This window comes from Streptomyces sp. NPDC028298 (assembly GCF_055565895.1).
Genome location: NZ_JBVHTL010000004.1, coordinates 362993 through 385476, shown reverse-complemented (window position 1 = coordinate 385476; position 22484 = coordinate 362993). Strand labels below are relative to the sequence as shown.

15 protein-coding genes and 1 riboswitch are annotated in these 22484 nt (G+C 72.2%); of the genes, 7 read left to right on the top strand and 8 right to left on the bottom strand.

The annotated features are described in order from the left end of the window. Positions 1 to 54: 54 nt before the first annotated feature. The 5 genes from sucD to ACZ4TO_RS20705 form a co-directional block, all read right to left on the bottom strand. Positions 55 to 939: a succinate--CoA ligase subunit alpha gene (sucD, locus tag ACZ4TO_RS20725; RefSeq protein WP_382793164.1), complete on the bottom strand. Its 885-nt coding sequence runs from the start codon at positions 937 to 939 to the stop codon at positions 55 to 57. A 21-nt stretch (positions 940 to 960) separates the two neighbouring features. Further along, positions 961 to 2139: an ADP-forming succinate--CoA ligase subunit beta gene (sucC, locus tag ACZ4TO_RS20720; RefSeq protein ID WP_339131016.1), complete on the bottom strand. Its 1179-nt coding sequence runs from the start codon at positions 2137 to 2139 to the stop codon at positions 961 to 963. A 407-nt stretch (positions 2140 to 2546) separates the two neighbouring features. Then, positions 2547 to 3710, bottom strand: a complete 1164-nt coding sequence (locus tag ACZ4TO_RS20715; RefSeq protein ID WP_382793161.1) for a VWA domain-containing protein — start codon at positions 3708 to 3710, stop codon at positions 2547 to 2549. Then, complete coding sequence (locus ACZ4TO_RS20710; protein WP_468024932.1) at positions 3707 to 6400, bottom strand: DUF5682 family protein; 2694 nt, start codon at positions 6398 to 6400, stop codon at positions 3707 to 3709. Before ACZ4TO_RS20710 ends, ACZ4TO_RS20715 begins: the two co-directional genes overlap by 4 nt. Next, the gene (locus tag ACZ4TO_RS20705; protein WP_382793157.1) at positions 6397 to 7542 is read right to left on the bottom strand and encodes an ATP-binding protein; all 1146 of its coding nucleotides are present in this window, start codon (positions 7540 to 7542) and stop codon (positions 6397 to 6399) included. Before ACZ4TO_RS20705 ends, ACZ4TO_RS20710 begins: the two co-directional genes overlap by 4 nt. 133 nt (positions 7543 to 7675) lie before the next feature. Here ACZ4TO_RS20705 and ACZ4TO_RS20700 point away from each other — a divergent pair, with 133 nt between their 5' ends. After that, on the top strand, positions 7676 to 9031 hold the full coding sequence (locus ACZ4TO_RS20700; protein ID WP_382793154.1) for an SWIM zinc finger family protein: 1356 nt from the start codon (positions 7676 to 7678) through the stop codon (positions 9029 to 9031). A gap of 22 nt (positions 9032 to 9053) precedes the next feature. Beyond that, complete coding sequence (locus tag ACZ4TO_RS20695) at positions 9054 to 10670, top strand: DUF5691 domain-containing protein (protein WP_468024931.1); 1617 nt, start codon at positions 9054 to 9056, stop codon at positions 10668 to 10670. 347 nt (positions 10671 to 11017) lie between these two features. On the opposite strand, the gene ACZ4TO_RS20690 is transcribed toward ACZ4TO_RS20695, so the two are convergent. Further along, positions 11018 to 11434 carry a cobalamin B12-binding domain-containing protein gene (locus ACZ4TO_RS20690; protein ID WP_037626795.1) on the bottom strand — a complete coding sequence of 139 codons (417 nt, stop codon included), beginning with the start codon at positions 11432 to 11434 and terminating at the stop codon, positions 11018 to 11020. 819 nt (positions 11435 to 12253) lie between these two features. On the opposite strand from ACZ4TO_RS20690, the gene ACZ4TO_RS20685 reads away from it, so the two are divergent. After that, positions 12254 to 13117: an esterase/lipase family protein gene (locus ACZ4TO_RS20685; protein WP_468024930.1), complete on the top strand. Its 864-nt coding sequence runs from the start codon at positions 12254 to 12256 to the stop codon at positions 13115 to 13117. Positions 13118 to 13451: 334 nt separating this feature from the next. Further along, a complete protein-coding gene (locus tag ACZ4TO_RS20680; protein WP_468024929.1) occupies positions 13452 to 15107 on the top strand; it encodes a M23 family metallopeptidase in 1656 nt (551 codons plus the stop codon). Positions 15108 to 15239: 132 nt separating this feature from the next. Here ACZ4TO_RS20680 and pcrA read toward each other — a convergent pair whose 3' ends face one another. Next, on the bottom strand, positions 15240 to 17726 hold the full coding sequence (gene pcrA, locus ACZ4TO_RS20675) for a DNA helicase PcrA (protein WP_382793143.1): 2487 nt from the start codon (positions 17724 to 17726) through the stop codon (positions 15240 to 15242). 392 nt (positions 17727 to 18118) lie between these two features. Then, a riboswitch (cyclic di-AMP (ydaO/yuaA leader) is annotated at positions 18119 to 18287 on the top strand. 8 nt (positions 18288 to 18295) lie between these two features. On the opposite strand from pcrA, the gene ACZ4TO_RS20670 reads away from it, so the two are divergent. Next, the gene (locus ACZ4TO_RS20670; protein WP_468024928.1) at positions 18296 to 19477 is read left to right on the top strand and encodes a C40 family peptidase; all 1182 of its coding nucleotides are present in this window, start codon (positions 18296 to 18298) and stop codon (positions 19475 to 19477) included. A gap of 133 nt (positions 19478 to 19610) precedes the next feature. After that, positions 19611 to 20603, top strand: coding sequence for a tellurite resistance/C4-dicarboxylate transporter family protein (locus ACZ4TO_RS20665; protein WP_468024927.1), 993 nt, complete (start codon positions 19611 to 19613; stop codon positions 20601 to 20603). Here ACZ4TO_RS20665 and ACZ4TO_RS20660 read toward each other — a convergent pair. Further along, entirely contained in the window at positions 20581 to 20934 is a 354-nt protein-coding gene (locus tag ACZ4TO_RS20660) for a hypothetical protein (RefSeq protein WP_382793136.1), read from the bottom strand. The genes ACZ4TO_RS20665 and ACZ4TO_RS20660 overlap by 23 nt on opposite strands. A 443-nt stretch (positions 20935 to 21377) precedes the next feature. On the opposite strand from ACZ4TO_RS20660, the gene ACZ4TO_RS20655 reads away from it, so the two are divergent. Continuing rightward, entirely contained in the window at positions 21378 to 22478 is a 1101-nt protein-coding gene (locus ACZ4TO_RS20655) for a C40 family peptidase (RefSeq protein WP_468024926.1), read from the top strand. Positions 22479 to 22484 lie beyond the last annotated feature (6 nt).

Genomic DNA, 22484 nt, shown 5'->3' with positions numbered 1-22484 from the left:
GGGCCCGCACCCCCGAAAGGGTGCGGGCCCACCGGCGTTCGGTCGGGCGTCGGCTCAGCCGGCGAGGATCTCGCGGGCGAGCTTGGCCGTCTCGGTCGGCGTCTTGCCGACCTTGACACCGGCGGCCTCGAGGGCCTCCTTCTTCGCGGCGGCCGTACCGGAGGAGCCGGAGACGATGGCGCCGGCGTGGCCCATGGTCTTGCCCTCGGGCGCGGTGAAGCCGGCGACGTAGCCGACGACCGGCTTCGTCACGTTGGCCTTGATGAAGTCGGCCGCGCGCTCCTCGGCGTCGCCGCCGATCTCGCCGATCATGACGATCAGGTCGGTGTCGGGGTCGGCCTCGAACGCGGCGAGCGCGTCGATGTGCGTCGTGCCGATGACCGGGTCGCCACCGATGCCGACGGCGGAGGAGAAGCCGATGTCACGGAGCTCGTACATCATCTGGTACGTCAGCGTGCCGGACTTCGAGACCAGGCCGATGCGGCCCGGCTTCGTGATGTCGCCCGGGATGATGCCGGCGTTGGACTGGCCCGGGGTGATGAGACCGGGGCAGTTCGGGCCGATGATGCGGGTCTTGTTGCCCTTGGCCTTCGCGTACGCCCAGAAGGCGGCGGAGTCGTGGACGGCGATGCCCTCGGTGATGACGACCGCGAGGGGGATCTCCGCGTCGATCGCCTCGACCACGGCGGCCTTGGCGAAGGCCGGCGGCACGAAGAGGACGGACACGTTGGCGCCGGTCTTCTCCATGGCCTCGGCGACCGTGCCGAAAACGGGGATCTCGTTGCCGTCGATGTCGACGGACGTGCCCGCCTTGCGCGGGTTCACGCCACCGACGATGTTCGTCCCGTCCGCGAGCATGAGCTTGGTGTGCTTCATGCCCGTGGCACCGGTCATGCCCTGGACGATGACCTTGCTGTCCTTGTTGAGGAAGATAGCCATGGCTGTTTAGTCCCTCGTCCCTTACTTCGCAGCCGCGAGCTCGGCGGCCTTGTCGGCCGCGCCGTCCATGGTGTCCACGCGCTGGACCAGCGGGTGGTTGGCGTCCGACAGGATCTTGCGACCCAGCTCGGCGTTGTTGCCGTCGAGACGCACGACCAGCGGCTTGGTGACGGCCTCGCCCTTGTCGGCGAGGAGCTGGAGCGCCTGGACGATGCCGTTGGCGACCTCGTCACAGGCGGTGATGCCACCGAAGACGTTGACGAAGACGGACTTGACGTCCGGGTCGCCGAGGATGATCTCCAGGCCGTTCGCCATGACCGCGGCGGAGGCGCCGCCGCCGATGTCGAGGAAGTTGGCGGGCTTGACGCCGCCGTGGTTCTCACCGGCGTACGCGACGACGTCGAGGGTGCTCATGACGAGACCCGCGCCGTTGCCGATGATGCCGACCTCACCGTCGAGCTTGACGTAGTTGAGGTTCTTGGCCTTGGCGGCGGCCTCGAGGGGGTTGGCGGCCGCGTGGTCGACGAGCGCCTCGTGGTCGGGCTGACGGAACTCGGCGTTCTCGTCCAGCGACACCTTGCCGTCAAGGGCGATGACCTTGCCGGAGGCGACCTTGGCGAGCGGGTTCACCTCGACGAGGAGGGCGTCCTCCTTGATGAAGGTGTCCCACAGCGTCACCAGGATCTCGGCCACCTGCTCGGCGACCTCGGCCGGGAACTTCGCCTGGGCGACGATCTCGCGGGCCTTCTCGATCGACACGCCTTCGTTGGCGTCGACCGGCACCTTCGCGAGGGCGTCGGGGTTCTCCTCCGCGACGACCTCGATCTCCACGCCGCCCTGGACGGACGCCATGGCGAGGAAGGTGCGGTTGGTGCGGTCGAGGAGGTACGAGACGTAGTACTCCTCGACGATCTCGGGCGCGGTCTCGGCGATCATCACCTTGTGGACCGTGTGGCCCTTGATGTCCATGCCGAGGATGTCCGTCGCGCGGGCGACGGCCTCGTCCGGGGTGGCGGCGAGCTTGACGCCGCCGGCCTTGCCGCGGCCACCGACCTTCACCTGGGCCTTGACGACGGACTTGCCGCCAAGACGCTCGGTCGCCTCGCGGGCTGCCTCAGGCGTGTCAATGACTTCACCGGCCAGCACCGGTACACCGTGCTTGGCGAAGAGGTCCCTCGCCTGGTACTCGAACAGGTCCACGCGCGTCCGTCCCTATCAGTGATCTCGCGGTTCGTTGGATGCGTGGGCGTGCCGCGAAGGGCAACGTGACGTCCGCTGTCACAAGGGTGGCGCACACGATGTCCGAGCGCGCGGCATGTCCGTCTCGCAGGTTATCGCCGTGGGGCACGGGACCCTAAATCGCAGCTCACACCACAGCGGTGATACCTGTCACAGAACGGGCCCCGGACCGGCCCTCACCTGGCCGGGGATCACCCCGTGAGGCCCCTGTGAGCAGCCGCTGAGCGCCCCGGACGCACCGCCGCACCCGGGAGTCCGGCCGGTCGGCGAGGCCCCGGGAGCCCGGTCGGGTGGATCCGCCGGCCTTCCGCCGTCCGGGTCCCCCGAACCACCCGGAACCGGTCATCCGTGGTCAGGACGGATCACTCTCATCTGGTGTCCGGGACCGGCAGCGGCCGCTTCTCGATCGCCGCCGCCATCACCTCGGGGAACAGATCGGGTGTGCAGGCGAACGCCGGAGCACCGAGCGCCGCGAGCGCCGCCGCGTGCTCACGGTCGTACGCGGGCGCCCCCTCGTCGGACAGCGCGAGCAGTGTCACGAACTGGACCCCCGACGACTTCATCGCCGCGACCCGCTTCAGCATCTCGTTGCGGATCCCCCCTTCGTAGAGGTCGCTGATGAGGACGACGACCGTGTCGGCCGGTCTGGTGATCTGCGACTGGCAGTAGGCGAGTGCCCGGTTGATGTCGGTGCCGCCGCCGAGCTGGGTGCCGAAGAGGACGTCGACCGGGTCGTCGAGCTGGTCGGTGAGGTCGACGACGGCCGTGTCGAAGACGACGAGCCGGGTGGCGATGGACCGCATCGACGCCAGCACCGCCCCGAACACGGAGGCGTAGACGACCGACGCCGCCATCGACCCCGACTGGTCGATGCAGAGGACGACCTCCTTCTTCACGGACTGCGAGGCACGCCCGTAGCCGATCAGCCGCTCGGGCACGACCGTGCGGTACTCGGGCAGGTAGTGCTTCAGGTTGGCCGCGATCGTGCGGTTCCAGTCGATGTCGTGGTGGCGCGGTCGGCTGATCCGGGCGCTGCGGTCGAGGGCGCCGGTGAGCGTGGCCCGGGTGCGGGTGGCGAGCCGCTTCTCCAGGTCCTCCACGACCTTGCGCACCACGGCCCGCGCGGTCTCCTTGGTCGTCTCCGGCATGGCCTTGTTCAGGGAGAGGAGGGTGCCCACCAGGTGCACGTCGGCCTCCACCGCCTCCAGCATCTCGGGCTCCAGGAGCAGGGTGGAGAGCCCGAGCCGGTCGATGGCGTCCCGTTGCATCACCTGGACGACGGAGGAGGGGAAGTAGGTCCGGATGTCGCCGAGCCAGCGCGCGACCGACGGCGCCGAGGCCCCGAGCCCCGCCGAACGGTCCCGCCCCGGCCGTCCCCCGCTCCCCTTTCCGTAGAGCGCGCCCAGCGCCCCGTCCATGGCGGCGTCCCGGCCGGAGAGCACGCATCCGGTGCCGTCCGCCTCGTCGCCGCCGAGCACCAGCCGCCAGCGCCGCAGCCGCTCGTCCCCGGCACTCAAGGCCGCCTCGCTCATGGAGCCACCCTCACAAGATCGTCGTCGATGTCTTCGCCGGTACTGATGCCGGTGCCGGTGTCTTGGCCGGTGCCGCCGGTGTCTCTTCCCTCGCCGGTGTGCGCACCGGTGTCCGCGTCCGGACCGGCGAGTCCCAGCAGCAGGCTCAGCAGCGGCAGGACGGCGTCGGCGCGCGCGGTGTCGAGGTCGGGGGCGAACCCGGGTATGCCGGAGCCGGAGCCGGTGGCCTCCGCGTGTGCCCGGGGCGCCGGGCCGCGCCGGACGAGCTCGCCCAGGGTCCGGCGCACTCCCGTCTCGTACGCCGAGAACGTCCGGCGCAGCAGCGGCAGCACATCGGTGAACGCGTCGGCCGGCACCCCGGTCAGCCAGGTGTCCACCAGCCCGAGCAGCCGCTCGTCGTGCACGAGGAGCATGCCGCCGGAGCCGCCCCCGACGAATCCCTCGATCCACGCGGCCCCGTCCGCGGGTTCCGTGCCCGGCGACAGCACGAGACCCATGAGCCGGGCGGCCTCCTCCTGCGCCAGCTCTCCTTCGTCCAGGAGCAGCCGGACCGCCCGGCCTCTGACCACCCCGGGCACGGTGTCCCGCGCGGCGAGCACCCGCAGCACGGAGTGCCAGCGTCCGCGGATCCCCGAGGGCCCGTCGCTCCCCGAGGTCGCCTCCCCCAGCAGTCCCACCGCCCCGTGCACGGCGTCGAGGTGGCGTCGCATCTCCTCGGCGGCGTCGCCGTCGAGGGAGGCGCAGGCCGGCGGGAGGCCGACGAAGACGCGTTCGGCGAGACCGGCCGCGACCTCGGAGAGGGCGTGGGTGTCCGTGCCGCGCACGTCGCCGTAGCGCAGGGAGCGGACGAGTGCGGGAAGGGCCTGGGCGAGGTGGCCCACGTCCGTGTCGAGGGCGGCGCGGTCGGCGAGCACCCGCATCACCACGGGCAGCGCGTCCGCGAGCTCGGCGAGGAGGCAGCGTTCGGCCAGGGCCGTGACGTCCGCCAGTGACGGCGCGCCGACGGCGTCCGCCTCGGCCTTGGCCGTCGCCGCGGACACGACGGTCGTGCCCCACACACCGGCCTCGGCGACCCGCACCGACAGCTCCGGCTCCCAGCGGAGCCGCCAGGTCTCCCGGAAGGTGCCCGTGCTGCCGCGGGACGCCACGGGCTCGCCCCACCCGACGCCCAGGAGCCGCAGCCGGTGCAACAGGGTGCTGCGCCCGGCGTCGGTCTCCTTGCGCAGGTCGAGCTCCACCTCCCGTTCCAGGGCCTCGGGCTTGAGCCGCAGCCGCCGCTGGGTCTGGGTGAGGTCCCGCTGCAACGGCACCGCCGGGGCGGATTCCGGCACCTCGCCGAGCACCTCGCCGACCACGAGCCGGTCGCGGACCAGGTCCAGGGGGACGTCCGAGCCCTCGCACATCACGGCACGGACGGCGTCGGTCGTCTCGCTCAGTCCGGGCAGCGGGCGGCCGCGCATCGCCGCGAGGGTGCCGGCCAGGCGCACGGCCTCGATGACGTGGGCCGACGACACTCCCCGGTCCTCGTCGCGCAGCAGCCTGGCCACCTTGGTCATCCACCGCTCGATCGGGCGGTCGGGGGCGCTGAAGAGATGTCCGTACCAGCCCGGCGAGTCGATGCCCGCTCCGTACCCGCTGGCGCGGGACAGCCGGCGGTGTGTCCAGGGCACCCAGGTGAGCTGGACCTTGGCCTTGGGCAGCCCCTTGAGGAGTGCCCGGTCGGCGCCGACCGTGGCCCGCTGCCGCAGGGCGGGCACGTGCCAGGCTCCGCACACGACGGCCACGTCGTCCCCGAACTCCCGCTGTGCCGCCCGGATCTGGAGCCGCATGTACGCCTCGCGCACGAGATCCCGGTCGTGTCCGCCGACCCCGAACGCCTCGCGCAGCGACCCCATGGCCTCCTCCAGCACGGTGAACGGGGCGAACGGGTCGTCCGCCGCACCGGCCCGGTGCTCGACCACGTCCTCCCACCAGCGCTCCGGGTCGTCGTAGCCGGCGGTCTCGGCGAGGACGGCGAGGGGGTCGATCCGCACGGCGGACGCGTCGGCCGACCGGCCGGAATCACCGGCCGGACCGGGCTGCCCGGGGTCACCCGTGGACTCGGGGGCCGGTGCGGTGCCGGGGCCGTCCGGGGCACCGGGAACTCCGGCCGCGCCGGGGTCCACCGCGGTCCCGTGGTCCGCGGGCGCCGCCGGGTCTCCTCCGGGGCCGGGGGCTCCGGGGCTCCCGGCCGCAGGCGGGGTGGTGTCGGAGGGCGCGCTCACCGGCCCGTCCCGGTCGGGGGCCGTCCCTTTCCCCTCTTCCTCTTTCTCCCAGGCCAGGGTGTGCGAGGCCGGGAGGTCGATGAAGCGCGCCTCGACCCCGTGTTCCAGCGCCCACCGGATCGCCACCCACTCCGGTGAGAACTCGGCCAGCGGCCAGAAGGCCGAGTGACCGGGCTCGTCCACGACATGGGCGAGCAGCGCCACCGGGGGCCGCATGTCCTTCTCGGCGGCCAGCGGGACGAGTGCGTCCGCCTCGGGCGGGCCCTCGATCAGCACGACCCGGGGTGCCGCCGCGTCCAGCGCCGACCGCACAGCCCGCGCCGACCCGGGTCCGTGGTGCCGCACACCGAGCAGCAACGGCCCCGGCCCCCGCACGACCGCCCCGCCCCCCGGAGCGGGCGGCCCGGCCTCCCGCTCGGCACTCATGCGCTCACCTCGCGGCAGGCGCGGTAGAAGTCCTTCCAGCCGTCCCGCTCGCGGACGACCGCTTCCAGATACTCCTGCCAGATCACGCGGTCGGCGGCCGGGTCGCGCACGACGGCCCCGAGGATGCCGGCGGCGACGTCGCTCGCGCGCAGCACGCCGTCGCCGAAGTGGGCCGCCAGAGCGAGGCCGTTGGTGACGACGGAGATCGCCTCGGCGGTGGACAGCGTGCCGCTGGGCGACTTCAGCTTCGTCCGGCCGTCGGCCGTGATCCCGTCGCGCAGCTCCCGGAAGACGGTGACGACACGGCGGATCTCGTCGACGCCGTCGGGCACGGCGGGCAGGTCGAGGGAGCGGCCGATCTGGTCGACCCGGCGCGAGACGATGTCGACCTCGGCGTCGGCGCTCTCCGGCAACGGCAGCACGACCGTGTTGAAGCGGCGGCGCAGGGCGCTGGAGAGTTCGTTGACCCCGCGGTCGCGGTCGTTGGCCGTGGCGATCAGGTTGAACCCGCGGACGGCCTGCACCTCCTGGCCCAGTTCCGGTATCGGCAGCGTCTTCTCGGACAGGATCGTGATCAGGCTGTCCTGCACGTCGGCGGGCACACGCGTCAGTTCCTCGACCCGGGCGGTCATGCCCTCGGCCATGGCCCGCATGACGGGGCTCGGCACGAGCGCGTCCCGGCTGGGCCCGTGCGCGAGCAACTGCGCGTAGTTCCAGCCGTACCGGATGGCCTCCTCGGGGGTGCCGGCCGTGCCCTGCACGAGCAGGGTCGAGTCGCCGCTGACGGCGGCCGCCAGGTGCTCGGACACCCACGTCTTGGCGGTGCCGGGCACACCGAGCAGGAGCAGGGCCCGGTCGGTGGCGAGCGTCGTGACGGCGACCTCGACGATGCGGCGCGGCCCCACGTATTTGGGAGTGATCACCGTGCCGTCCGGCAGGGTGCCGCCCAGCAGATAGGTGGCCACGGCCCAGGGTGAGAGCAGCCAGCGCTCGGGGCGGGGCCGGTCGTCCTGCGCGGCGAGCGCGGCGAGTTCGGCGGCGAAGGCGTGCTCGGCGTGCGGTCGCAGCGCCTCGCTCGGCCGGCTCGCCTCCCTCTCTCCCGCGGGTGCGTCGACGGACGTCGGTTCAACGGACACGGACATGCCTGGGTCCCCCTCCAGCTCGGCCGGTTCGGATCTGGTTCCACCGTGCACCACGCCACTGACAATGCGCTCTGACCTGCACGAATGTGCTCGCGAGGGTCGATTGTCAGTGGCGGGTCCTACCTTCGATCGCATGACACAGCAGGCGGTGCGCTGGACGGCGGATCAGGTGCTGGCACTGGCGCCTGACGCCGCGTCACGCAAGGCGGGGAGCAAACTCGGCGCGGCCGGACCGTGGTCCGAGGCGGGCAGCACGGAGGAGGGGACGGTATGGGGACTGTGCAGGGGAAGCGGCAGCAAGCCGTATCAGACGGTCGTGGACATCGCGGACTCGGCGGGTCCGGCTTACAAGTGCAGTTGTCCGAGCCGGAAGTTCCCGTGCAAGCACGCGCTGGGGCTGCTGCTGCTCTGGGCGGGCGCGGACGGAGCGGTGCCGTCCGCGCAGGCGCCGGACTGGGCCGCCCAGTGGCTGGAGGGCAGACGCAGGCGCGCGGAGAGCAGGAGCTCGCCGGGCGGGGGATCTGGAGCCGCCTCGCCGGGTGATCCCGAGGCGGCCCGGCGCAGGGCCGAACGCCGGGCCGAGCGGATCACCGCGGGGGCGGCCGAGCTGGAGCAGCGGCTGGCGGACCTGCTGCGCGGCGGACTGGCCTCCGCCGAGCGTGCGGGGTACGGGATGTGGGAGGAGACGGCCGCCCGGATGGTCGACGCGCAGGCTCCCGGTCTGGCGGCGCGCGTGCGGGAGTTGGGGGCGATCCCGTCGTCGGGGCCGGGCTGGCCCGTGCGGCTCCTCGAGGAGTGCGCGCTGCTGCATCTGCTCGACCAGGGCTGGCTGCGGCGCGAGCGGCTGCCGGACGACCTGGCCGCGACGGTCCGCTCCCGCGTCGGGCTGCCCGGCTCCGCGGACGGCCCGCCGGTGCGTGACCGCTGGCTGGTCCTCGCGCAGTACGACACGGCGGACGCCCGGCTCACGACCCGCAGGATCTGGCTGTACGGCGCCGAGTCCGGCCGGACGGCCCTGCTCCTGTCCTACGGCGCGGCGGGCCGGGCACCCGAACTGGCGCTTCCGGTGGGGCTGGCGTTCGAGGCGGAGCTGTCCGCGTACCCGGGCGCCGGCCAAGCGCGGGCGGCGCTGGGCGAGCGGTTCACCGCCCCGGCACCCGAGGCGATACGGCCGAAGGGCCTGACGACGTCTCAGGCCGCCGCCCGCTACGGAGAGGCGCTTCGAGCCGACCCGTGGCTGGACTCCTGCCCCGTCACCCTGGAGCGGGTGATCCCGGCCCCGGACGGCGACTCGTGGCAACTCGCCGACGCCGACGGCGAGTCGGCCCTCCCGCTCAGCCCCTCCTCGCGGGCCCGGCCCGAACTGTGGCGCCTGGTCGCCCTGTCCGGCGGCGCGCCGGTCACGGTCTTCGGCGAGTGCGGCCACCGCGGCTTCACTCCGCTGACGGCATGGCCGCAGGGCGAGGGCGAGGCGATTTCGCTGTGCTGACCTCCGTACGGAAAGGACGCTCATGACCACCACACCGGCTTCGGCGGGCGCAGCCGTCGGCGGCTCCTGGGAGGAGCTCGTCACCGTGGCGCTGCTCGGCACGGAGCGGCGCGCGCTTCCCGGACAACAGCCCGGGCGGCAGGCTCCGGTGGCGCTGCTGGACGCGGCGGCCGTGGAGACCGTGCGGCGGCGGGCCGGAGTGCGGCCGGCACCGGCGGCGGCCCTTCCGGAACCCGCGGCACCGGACCCGCGGACCCCGCTGCCCCCCGCCGCTGCCCGCAGGCTCTCCACCCTGCTGGCGGACCGCCCCGGAACGGGCGGCGGTGGCCGCAGGGGCGCGGCGCCCGACCTCGTCGAGCTGCTGCCCCAGTGGCTGGCCCTCGCCAACGCACGCGGTTTCGCCGCGCCCCCGCAGGCACTTCCGGCGCTCCTCGACGCGGCCCGCGGGCGCACCGACCTGCGGCCCGCCGCCCTCGCCTTCGCCGGGCCGCGGGCCCTGTGGCTGGCCGGGCTGAACCCGGAGTGGCGGTTCGCGCTGCGCACCTCCTCGGGCGGCGCCACGGCACTGCCGGAGGCGCCCGAGGACATACAACGGCTGTGGCAGGAAGGGCTGTTCGCGGAGCGGGTCGCTCTGCTGGCGGCGGTACGGGCCGAAGACCCGGCCGCCGGACGGGCCCTGCTCGTCACGACCTGGTCGACCGAGCGTGCCGAGGACCGGCTGATGTTCCTCGACTCCCTCCGCTCCGGGCTGTCCGCCGAGGACGAGACGTTCCTCGAAGGCGCCCTGGCGGACCGCAGCCGCAACGTGCGGGCGACGGCGGCCGAGCTGCTGTCCGCGCTGCCGGGGTCCGCGCTCGCCGCGCGGATGGCGGACCGGGCCGCCTCCTGTGTTGCCGTCGATCACACGCGGGAGGCCCCGGTGATCACGGTCGAGGCGCCGCACGAGTGCGACGCCGCGATGGAGCGGGACGGGGTGGTGGCGAAACCCCCGGCCCGCCGGGGCGAACGGTCCTGGTGGCTGGGCCAGCTCGTCGAGGCGGCACCGCTCGCGACCTGGGGCGAGCGGCTCGGGGGCCGTTCGCCGGAAGAGGTGGTGGCCCTGCCCGTGGCGGACGGCTGGCAGGGGGAACTGCACGCGGCCTGGTGCCGGGCGGCGGTGCGGCAGCGCGATCCCGCGTGGTCGAGGGCACTCCTCGGGCCGCCCTCCGCTCCGGAGGCCGGGGGGCCGGGAGCGGTGTCACTGGCCGAGCGGGCCAAGCTGCTCGCCACCCTGAGTGCCGGGGAGCGGGCCGACTGGGTGGCCGGTTTCATCGGTACGCACGGACTGTCCGAGGCGTTCCAACTGCTCGGGGTGTGCGCGGTGCCCTGGGCGGGCGGACTGGGGCGGGCGGTGGTGGACGCGCTCGACATCGCGCGGGACGCGGGGAGCTTCCCGTGGAGCTTCAGCGGGGTGATGGGGCTGGCCGAGCGCTGCCTGGACCCGGCGGAGGCGGGGCGGCTCGAAGGTCTCACCTCGGTCCCCGACGAGTCGGAGCACGCGGCACCGGGGTCCGGGGACTACTGGGCCGAGGCCTTCCAGCGGCTCGTGACGACCCTGCGCCTGAGAGCGACCATGTCCGCCGAGCTCACGTCCCCCTGACCGCCCCGGCATCGCCGCCGGTCGGCCGATCGCCGACGGGCCCGACGCCCGAACCCGCCGGGGTTCCGCCCAGCCCTTCACGCGGGCAGGCGCAAGCCCAGATCCCGGCGGCCATGCGGGCGCGCCACGTCGGCGCAGCAGTCATGCGGGCAGGCGCGGGCACCCGGCGGTCACGCGGGCAGGCGCGAGCCCGGACTCCGGCGGCCATGCCGGCGCGGCACGATCGGCGCAGCAGTCACGCGGGCAGGCGCAAGCCCGCCCGGTGGCCGTGCGGGCAGAGGTGCAGGACCCTGCGCCCCGCCGGCACCCGGGCAGGCGTGGGCATCCGGGAAGGCGCAGGCGCCCGGTCACGCTCCGGCGGGCTGCCTGACGTTCGCCCGGACCCAGTCCACGATGGACACCGTCGTCGCGCCCGGGGTGAAGATCTCCGCGACGCCCTTCTCCTTGAGGGGAGCGATGTCCGCCTCGGGGATGATGCCGCCGCCGAAGACCTTGATGTCCTCGGCCTCGCGCTCCTTCAGGAGGGCGATGACGGCCGCGAAGAGCGTGTTGTGGGCGCCGGACAGGATGGACAGGCCGATCGCGTCGGCGTCCTCCTGGATCGCGGTGTCGACGATCTGCTCCGGGGTCTGATGAAGCCCGGTGTAGATGACCTCCATACCGGCGTCGCGCAACGCCCGCGCGATCACCTTGGCCCCACGATCGTGGCCGTCGAGCCCCGGCTTGGCCACCACCACGCGGATCGGACCGGCTGCCACACCCATCACTGCCTCCATGAACGGACTACTTCAAACCTGCACCGACAAGGACTGCCGACACATGCCTGCGACGACCGCCGCCGGACCACGACCGACGACTGGCCGAAATCCACCGATTGATCCACCGATTGCTTCATCGATTGATTCACCGATTGACCAGTATTGACTACCCGTTGTCACCAACAGGCGTCCGTCGACCGCGCCGACTACTGACCATCGACACATATCGCTCAGTTTTCCGCTCGCCACACCGGATCACTCCGGAACACCGATCGCGCCAAGCGGCACAGGCGTCCCGGGCCCTTTCGGCCCGGGAAGTGAACGAACGTTATCGCCAGCATCCCGCAACCGGCAGTTTCGCGGTGGAGACCGAGGGGGAAATCACACACTGGGACAAGTTCGCCGCGCACGGTTCCGTACGGCGGCACTGGCGCCGCAGGGATCTGCGGCGTACGGGCCTCGGCCGGAGCGGGCGCAAGAAGAGCCGCGACCAGGTGGCCGCACATCGCGTCGTCAGCGGGACGGCGTGGTGCTGGGGCACATCGGCGACGGCACGACAGCGGGGAGCGAGGCCGGGCAGCAGGACAGCGGAACACGAAGGCGACTCCACGCCACGACACGCAGCCGTCGCATCCAGCGCGGCCGACGGTCGGGGAGCCGGGGTCGGCGTCGTATACCGCGCCCTTTCGCCGAGCGCTCCGCAGCGTCACCGGTCTCACACGCCGGGGACGTGTCGTGGACCGCCGCCGTCGCCGACCTCACGGCTTTCCACTAGGGCACACGGGGGACGGAGTGGTCCTCCCGCGTGCCGACTGGAGGTCGGCCATGAAGGTGACCGAGGCTGCGTCGCCCTTTCTCCCCCTGTGCCAGCGCCTGTTTCCGACGAAACTGGCCGGGCTCTCGGTGGCCCTGCTGAAGGCCACGGCACTGGAGCTCGCGATCCTCGCCGGGCACCTCCTCCTCTATCCCTCCGGCATCACGCAGGAGCGCCGCACCGGACGTCCGCTCCCCCCACCCGACGTGACGGCCACGCTCCCCACCGAGTCCAAGCCCCCGGTCGTCCTGCTGCACGGCTTCATCGACAACCGCTCCGTCTTCGTCCTGCTGCGCCGCAATCTCGCCCAGCACGGCAGGCAGCACATCGAGTCCCTGAACTACTCGCCGCTGACGTGCGACATCCGTACGGCGGCGGAACTGCTCGGCCGGCACATCGAGGAGATCTGCGAGCGCACGGGCCATGACCGCGTGGACATCGTCGGGCACAGCCTCGGCGGACTGATCGCGCGCTACTACGTCCAGTGCCTCGGCGGCGACACCCACGTCCGCACCCTCGTCACGCTCGGCACCCCGCACTCGGGCACCCGGGTCGCGCCGCTGATGAACGCGCACCCGATCGTCCGGCAGATGCGCCCCGGTTCCCCCGTGATCGAGGAACTGACCGGCCCCGCTCCGGGCTGCCGTACGCAGTTCGTCAGCTTCTGGAGCGATCTCGACCACCTGATGGACCCGCTGGAGACGGCCTGCGTCGAGCACCCCGACCTGCTCGCCCAGAACGTCCGCGTGAGCGGTGTCGGCCATCTCGCGCTGCCCGTGCATCCGGCCGTCGCGACCGGCATCCGGCAGGCACTCGACATCGAGATGTCCGGAGCTCGCGCCGTGGCCCGCAGCGGCGGACTCACGGTGGCGTGACGGTGGCGATGGTGTGAGAGCCGGCCCCATGGTGGCGTGAGGTGCCACGGAAGCACGAGGGAAGCACCGCGGAAGCGGTCCGAGGGGGCACGAAACGGTCCGAGGGCGGCCGTCGGGAGGGCTGACGGCCGCCCAACGGCCTTCCCACGGAAGCAAATTCTCGAACACTTATCGAACGCCAGGCCAAGGCCTTGCCCGCCCTCCCCCGAAACACGGCCGAATGCCCGTTTCCTGCGAAGGGGAAACCTGCCGAAGATTGTCGCGCCCGCATACCGCCGGGTACAGTCGCCGCACTGCTCTGCCAGCCCCTGTTGTCGAGGCGAAAGAGAAGTTGGTGAACGACCGTCACCCGTCGGGGATCGCGACTCCCCCGGCCCCGGCTTCCGACGCCGCCTCGGCGTCCTACGCGTCCTACGGCGCGCAAGAAGCCCAGTACGGCGACTTCACCGCGTACGCCGACCACTCCGCCACCGCCTTCGACCCGGGCGCGGCCACCATGGGCGCCTACGCCGGCTCGGACTTCGCCGGAGACCCGCTCTTCGGCACCATGCCGAACGGGGCCGGCACCGGCTCGTACGACGCCACGCAGTGGAACGCGGGGATCCAGCAGCCGATGGGCTACGACCCGTACGCCGCGCAGCACACCGCCTACGACACCGGCGCCCACGACTCGACGGCCTGGACGAACGGCTACCAGCAGCTCACCGACATCCCCGCGCAGCATCCCGGCCCCGACGCCTCGGGCCAGTGGGACGCGAACGCCTGGATCCAGCCCGAGCAGCCCCTCGACGGCACCCAGCAGTGGACGGTGCCGACGCAGGAGACCGGCGCGTACGACGCCACGCAGTGGAACAGCGCCGGCGGCCAGGGCATGTACGAGGCCTACGAGCACCCGCGGACGGAGACGTACGAGCACGCCGGAACGGACCCGTACGACCAGCCGCAGCCGGAGTCCGCGTCGTACGACCACGCACTGACGCAGCTCGACATGACGTACGAGGGGACGCCTGACGCGGCGGACGCGGTGCCCTTCGACCAGCAGGCGACCACGACCTTCGACCACGCGGTCCACGGTCGGCCCGACACCGGCGGGAGCGAGGCCGACTTCGACCCGGCCGAGGACTTCGCGGACACGGACGGCCCCGACGACCACGACCCGTACGACGAGGACCGCGAGCGGCCGCTGCTGGAGGACCAGGAGGAGATCACCCCGGTCCGCCACCCCGCGCCCCGCGGTGGCTCCCGCGCCCGGCGCCGCAGCCCCGCGAAACGTTCCGCTCTGCTGACCGTCGCGGTGCCCTCGGCCTGTGTCATGGGGGTCGCGGGGATCGCCGCCGCCTCCGTAGGCGGTGTCGGCGGCCTCGGCGGGAACGACTCGAAGGACACCACGGCCAGCGCCTCCGACACGACCCCGGTGAAGCCGTCGGCCGCCAACGTCAAGCTGGACACCCAGCTCCAGAGTCTGTCCGCCGGAGCGGACGACTTCGCCGACCGGGCGAGCCGCACGCAGGAACGTATCGACCTCAAGGCGCAGCAGGCGACGGAGAAGAAGAAGGCGGCGGAGGAGGCGGCCCGCAAGGAGCGGCTGCGTCCGAAGTTCGCCCTTCCCGTCGGGCAGCACGGCCTCAGCGCCTACTTCGGCCAGGCAGGCGTCAACTGGATGTCCGTGCACACGGGCATCGACTTCCCCGTCTCCTACGGGACGCCGGTGATGGCCGCGACGGACGGGACCGTCCGGACGCAGTGGAACAGCGCGTACGGCAACATGATGATCGTGACCGCGATGGACGGCACGGAGACGTGGTACTGCCACCTCTCCACGTACAAGGTCGCCTCGGGCACCACCATCAAGGCCGGCGAGCAGATCGCCTTCTCGGGGAACTCCGGCAACTCGACCGGCCCGCACCTGCACTTCGAGGTCCGCCCGGCCGGCGGCGCGGCGATCGACCCGCTGCCGTGGCTGCGCAGCCACGGCCTGGACCCCACGTAACGACCCCGATCGCGGGCGGGAACCCGGCCGCCGCGTGCCCCCGGGCAGAAACCCGGCGCCCGTGGCCCTCGGCCGCCCGTCTCCGGACGGCCGACGGCCCCGCGCACGGTCTCGCGGACCGTCGCTCGCGGACTACAGCTTCTCCACCGGCGCGTACCGCAGCAGCAGCCGCTTCGGCTTGGGCTCTCCGAAGTCGACCGTCGCCTCCGCGTTCGCGCCCGTCCCCTTCACGCCGACGACGGTGCCGAGGCCGAACTGGTCGTGCGTGACCCGGTCCCCGACGGCCAGCGAGACCACCGGCTTCTCGGTGGCACCGCGGCGGGTGGCGAACCCGGAGGCACCCGAGGCCGCGGACCGCGAACGCGAGGACGAGAGCGAGGCGGCGACACCGGAGACGGGACCTGCGGGCCGGGACGCCGTCGCTCCCGTGCGCTTCCAGTCCAGATGGGTCGCCGGGATCTCCTCCAGGAAGCGGGAGGGCGGGTTGTACGAGGGCTGCCCCCACGCACTGCGCATGGAGGACCGGGTGAGGTAGAGCCGCTCACGGGCGCGGGTGATGCCGACGTACGCCAGGCGCCGCTCCTCCTCCAGCTCCTTGACCTGTCCGAGCGCGCGCATGTGCGGGAAGACGCCGTCCTCCATGCCGGTCAGGAAGACCACGGGGAACTCGAGGCCCTTGGCGGTGTGCAGGGTCATCAGGGTGATGACGCCGTTGCCGTCCTCCTCGTCCGGGATCTGGTCGGAGTCGGCGACGAGCGCGACCCGCTCCAGGAACGCGGAGAGTCCGGCCGGGGTCTCGTCCTCGCCGGTCTCCTGCTCGAACTCCAGGGCCACGGCGGCGAGTTCCTGGAGGTTCTCGATCCGGGTCTCGTCCTGCGGGTCGGTCGAAGCCTGCAACTCGGCGAGATAGCCGGTGCGTTCGAGGACGGCCTCCAGGATGGTCGCCGGGCCCGCGCCGGACTCGACGATCGTACGGAGGTCCTCCATGAGCGTGTTGAACCGCTTGACCGCGTTGGTGGAGCGCGCGGCCATGCCGTAGGCCTCGTCGACGCGGCGCAGCGCCTGCGGGAAGCTGATCTTCTCGCGCTGCGCCAGGGCGTCGATCATCGCTTCGGCGCGGTCGCCGATCCCGCGCTTGGGCACGTTCAGGATGCGGCGCATGGGGACCGAGTCCTCGGGGTTGGCCAGCACCCTGAGGTAGGCGAGGACGTCCCGGACCTCCTTGCGCTCGTAGAAGCGGACACCGCCGACGACCTTGTACGGCAGGCCGACGCGGATGAAGATCTCTTCGAAGACACGGGACTGCGCGTTCGTGCGGTAGAAGACCGCGACGTCGCCGGCCCTGGCGTCGCCCGCGTCGGTGAGGCGGTCTATCTCTTCGGCGACGAACTGGGCCTCGTCGTGCTCGGTGTCCGCGACGTAGCCCGTGATGTTCGAGCCGGCGCCCGCGTTGGTCCACAGGTTCTTGGGGCGGCGGGACTCGTTGCGCTCGATGACCGCGTTGGCGGCGGACAGGATCGTCTGGGTGGAGCGGTAGTTCTGCTCCAGGAGGATCGTCGTCGCGTTCGGGTAGTCCTCCTCGAACTGGAGGATGTTGCGGATGGTCGCGCCGCGGAAGGCGTAGATCGACTGGTCCGCGTCACCCACGACGCACAGCTCGGCCGGAGGCAGGTCGTACTCGCTGGGCGGTACGTCCACGGGGTGCTCGGAGGTCCCCACGAGTTCGCGGACGAGGGCGTACTGGGCGTGGTTGGTGTCCTGGTACTCGTCGACGAGGACGTGCCGGAAGCGGCGGCGGTAGTGCTCGGCGACGTCCGGGAAGGCGCGCAGCAGGTTGACCGTGGTCATGATCAGGTCGTCGAAGTCGAGCGCGTTGGCCTCGCGCAGCCTCGACTGGTACATCGCGTACGCCTGGGCGAGGGTCTTCTCGAAACCGTCGGCGGCCTGGGCGGCGAAGTCCTCCTCGTCGATCAGCTCGTTCTTCAGGTTCGAGATCTTGGCGCTGAACGACTTCGGCGGGAACCGCTTGGGGTCGAGGTCGAGATCACGGCAGACGAGGGCCATCAGGCGCTTGGAGTCGGCGGCGTCGTAGATCGAGAAGGACGAGGTGAAGCCGAGGGTCTTGCTCTCGCGGCGGAGGATGCGGACGCAGGCGCTGTGGAAGGTCATCACCCACATCGCGTTGGCGCGCGGGCCGACGAGCGCCTCGACACGCTCCTTCATCTCACCGGCGGCCTTGTTGGTGAACGTGATCGCGAGGATCTGGCCGGGGTGGACGTCGCGCTCGCCCAGCAGGTGCGCGATGCGGTGGGTGAGCACACGCGTCTTGCCCGAGCCGGCGCCGGCCACGATGAGCAGCGGGGAGCCGGAGTGCACCACGGCCGCGCGCTGGTTCTCGTTCAGTCCGTCCAGCAGGGCCGCGGGGTCCACGGCGGGCCTGGGCGCGCCGTCGCGGTAGTACGCGTCCCGGCTCGGCGGCAGGTCGAACTTCCCGCCGAACAGATCGTCCGGAACCGGCTCCGGTACGTGATCGTCCTCGGGCGGCGGCGGGTGTTCGTCCTCGTGGCCCGCGGAGGGCTTGAGGTTCGCCAGGAAGCTGTCGTCAAAGAGGCTGCTCATCGCTCTCCGAGTCTAGGCCGCCCCACTGACAGCCCGCCGCCACCCCGAGAACTCGGCCCGAAGTCGTGACGAGGCGCCCGGCGGACACCAAGTAAGCCCCCTGCCCTCGCCGAGACCCCACTCCGCGACCGTGCGCGACCGTACGGGCACCTGGCGTGAAGGGTCGCCCCGGACCGTGGTCGAGGCATGCGCTCGTCGCCGCCCGCGCCGCACCCGCGTCACCTGTGGCGTCTGCCGCACCTGGCGCACTGCCGCACTGCCGCTCTGCCACACCTGGCGAATGGTCACGAAAATGTATCGGACGTATCGGGCATCAACCTTCACACGGGCCACACCCGTTGGCTAGCGTGCTCGAAGGCCGCTCGACCGCATCCGGCGAACTCCGCCGGGCCGGGCGGCCTCCGCCGAATCCGGTGTGCCGCGAGGCCCCGGAGCCGGGGACCCACCGACTTTGGGGTGAATCGGTCCAACCGCCCCGTGGGGCACGGACCGTAGGGCAGCCTTCCGGAACCACCCGCCCGAACCCGACAGCTAACTCGGCAGGCGGATGACGGAAGGAGTCGCCTCTCTTGGCGTCACACCGCAAGGCGCGTCCCACCGGCACGCGCATCGGGGGCATACGGACCCCCTTCCTCGCCACAGCGGCACTCACCTCCGTGGCCCTGCTCTCCCAGACCGCCGACGCCACCCCCTCGGCCGAGCCCCGGCCCAGCATCGAAGAGGTCTCCAAGAAGGTCGACGACCTCTACCACCAGGCCGAGACCGCCACCGACAAGTACAACGCGACCCGGGAGAAGACCGCCGAGCAGCGCAAGCGCGTCGACACCCTGCTCGACGACGTCGCCCAGCGCACCGAGAAGCTCAACAGCGCGCGCGAGGAACTGGGAACGTTCGCCGCTGCGCAGTACCGCACGGGGGCCGCCGCGCCCTCCACCGCGACCCTGCTGCTCGCCGACAACCCCCAGGACTACTTCGACCAGACCCAGTTGATGAGCCGCCTGACGACCCGCCAGAAGGCGGCCGTCGACGACTACATCACGGAGCAGGCGGCCACCACCAAGAAGCGGACGGAGGCCACCGAGAGCCTGGAGTCGCTGACCGCCTCACAGAAGGCGCTCAAGACGTCCAAGGCCGACGTGCAGCGCAAGCTCTCCGAGGCCCGGGATCTGCTCTCGAAGCTGAACTCCGAGGAAAAGGCGCGGCTGGCGGCGATCGAGAAGAAGAAGCGGGAACAGGCCGCGGCCAAGGCGGCGGAGCTGGCGAAGCAGCAGGCCGCCGCAGAGAAGGCCGCCCAGTCGCAGTCCTCGTCGGACGGCACGGCCGACCCGGCCACCGGCTCGGCCGCCGGCTCGACGGCCGGGTCGTCGTCGGGATCGACGACCACGGGCTCCTCGTCGAAGGCGGCGGAGGCGCTCGCGTTCGCCCGCGCGCAGATCGGCAAGCCGTACGTCTGGGGCGCCACCGGCCCGGACTCCTACGACTGCTCGGGCCTGACCCAGGCCGCCTGGAAGGCCGCGGGCGTCAGCCTCCCGCGCGTCACCTACGACCAGGTGAACGCCGGCACGACGGTCTCCCTCGCCGACGCCCGGCCCGGCGACCTGGTCTTCTTCTACGACGACATCAGCCACGTCGGCATCTACATCGGCGACGGCATGATGATCCACGCGCCGAAGCCGGGAGCGTACGTCCGCGAGGAGTCGATCTACTACGACGGCACCTCGGCGATCCACAGCGTGGTGCGCCCGGCGTAGCCCGGACGCGGAAGCCCGTGCCGCGGGGCACGCGCGCCGGGGTCTGCCGATCCCCGCGCGCGTGCCCCGCGTTTTCGTCGCCGCCCGCGCGTGGCCCGCCCGCAACCGCTCGACGGGTCCCTAGCATCGACGCATGCCAGACACACCGGACATGACGGACACCATTCCGCTCCGCGCCTGGTGGGCGGGGTGGGCCCCCGCCGCCGGCGCCGCCGTCATGGCCACCGGCATCCTCTCGACCGGGCTGTACCTGACCGGCTACGAGGTCCTGTCGCGGATCGCGCTGGTCCTCGCGTCGCTCGCCTGGGTCGGGCTCGCCTCGGACTTCCTCGCCCGACTGGTGGGCGACCGGGCGCAATGGGTGCGACGGGCCGCCGCCCCCGCGGGGCTCGACGCGGTCGCGGCGACCACCGTGCTCGGCACCCGGTTCGCGACCCTTGGATGGCGGACGCTCGCCGAGGTCCTGCTCGCGCTGTCGGCCGTGCTCTGGCCGGTCCTGCTGCTGACCGTGCTGCGGCACTGGCGGCGCCGCATGGCGGGAGAGGTGTTCCTCGTCTGCGTCGCCACGCAGGGGCTCTCGGTCCTCGGCTCGACGATCGCCGCCGAGGTGGGCTCGGACTGGCTGGCGCACGCCGCGATGACGCTGTTCTGGGTGGGGGTCGCGCTCTACGTCGTATCGTTCGCGAACTTCGACCCGCGGGAGGTGCGGAAGGGCGCCGGGGACCACTGGATCGCGGCCGGCGCGCTGGGCATCTCGGCGCTGGCCGGGGCCGGGCTCGTCGTGGCGCACGACGTGAATCCGTATCTGTGGAACAACGACGACCAGGGCGTCCTGCGCGCCACGACCGGCGCGCTGCTCGTGCTGGACCTCGTCTGCTACTTCCTGCTGGCCGTCGCGGAGGTGGTGTGGCCGCGCCCGCGGTACGACGTACGGCGCTGGTCGTCCGTCTTCCCGATGGGGATGTCGGCGGTGGCCACGCTCGCGGTCTCGGCCGCCCTCGACGTCTTCTGGCTCAAGGGGACCGGGCAGGTGCTGCTGTGGATCGCGGTGGCGGCCTGGCTCCTGGCGGTCGTGGGTACCGCTCTCGCCTTCGGATCCGAGGTCAGGTCCACAGGACGGCGATGAAGATGTTCGTGACGGTCAGCAGTCCGACCAGGCCGAAGAGGCGCTTGTCGACCGTCTCGTCGTCCCGCTTCACGTAGACGAGCCCGAGGATCACGATCAGCAGGGCCAGCTTCACACCGATCTTGACGGTGTTCACCGTGCCGCCGTCGGCCTGGTTGAGCCCGACCAGGGCGACTCCGGTCACCAGCATGGTCAGCGCGCCGTGCAGCATCGCCGGGACGAAGCGGGCGGTGCCCTTGCCCATCGCCTTCATCTGCGTGAGGAAGCCGCCGAGGAGCGCGGCGATGCCGATGATGTGCAGGCCGACGAAGAGGTGGATGAGTACGCCCATGGGGCCGGAGCCTAACCGCACCCCCTGACGCCCCCGCCGACCGGGCCCCTCCCGACCGGGGCGCCCCAACCTCCACTCTCCCTCCACCCGACCGTCGCGCGTCACCCATAGCACCGGCACCACGCGAACTGTCCGGGATTCGCCGCTTCGGTCATGACCCTGCGTGAAGTCGATGACGTACAGACAGGATCTTGGCCACATTTGGTCACCCGCCGATCCAATCGCGATAGTTCCGTACATAGCGTTACCAACGGCGCACTCTCAGGTTTAGCGTCCTCCACCAGGTGACCGGCTCCCCACCACCGTCCGGGCCAGGGACGGCAGTCGGACACCACCGCCGAGAAGGTCCGGCGGCGGCCCGCTCCCCCTGTGTGCGCCGCCGCCGGACGTGTCACCGCTTGACCGCACCTCAAGGGCGGTCGCACGGAAGGATGTGGGCCCTCGTGGCAGCGCACCGCAAGGCCAGACAGCGCTCGGTCGGCGGAAACACGGCCCGCACGGCGGTCACCATCGCCCTCGCGGGCGCGGCGACGGCCACCGCCTTCGACGGGGTCGGACACGCCGACCCCCAGCTCTCCCCGGCACAGGTGAAGGCCCGGGTCGACAAGCTGTACGAGGAGGCGGAGGCCGCCACCCAGAAGTACGACGGCGCCAAGGAGAAGGCCGGCCAGGCGGAGGCGAAGCTGAGCAAGCTCCGCGACGAGGCGGCCCGCCGGGAGGACCGGCTCAACTCGGCCAGGGACGCGCTGGGTTCGATGGCGGCGGCGCAGTACCGCAGCGGCGGGCTCGACCCCGTGGTGCAGCTCGCGCTCTCCGACCACCCCGATCAGTACCTGGACGGGGCCGCGCTCGCCGAGCGGGTCGGCACCCGGCAGTCGGCCGAGATCGCCGGGGTACGCAAACAGCTCCGCGAGCTGGAGCAGCTACGCGGGTCGGCGAACATCGAACTGGCCGAGCTCAAGTCGCGGCAGACCGAGCTGAAGCAGCACAAGAAGACGGTCAACGAGAAGCTCGAAGCGGCCCGCCGGCTGCTCGACCGCCTCACTCCGCAGCAGCGCACGCAGTACGCGGAGCGAGGCGGCGTGGACGACCGGCAGCACGTCTCGCGCGACGCCTCGCGCGACCCCGCACCGGTCGCGTCGTCCGGCGCCTCCGGCTCGTCCGGTACCACCGCTGCGGGCACCGCGGCGCCCAACTCCCGGGCGGCGGCCGCCGTCGCCTACGCCTACTCGAAGCTCGGCAGCCCCTACGTGTGGGGCGCCACCGGACCCAACGCCTTCGACTGTTCCGGGCTCGCCCAGGCCGCGTACCGATCCGCGGGCGTCTCCCTGCCCCGCACGACCTACTCCCAGATCAACGCCGGCCGACGGGTCACCCTGTCCGAACTCCAGCCCGGCGACCTGGTGTTCTTCTACGCGGGCATCACCCACGTGGGCATCTACATCGGCAACGGCCAGATGATCCACGCCCCGAATCCGTCGGCGCCCGTGCGGGTGGCCCCGATCAGCGAGATGCCCTTCGCCGGGGCCACCCGGGTCGCCTGAGCGCCG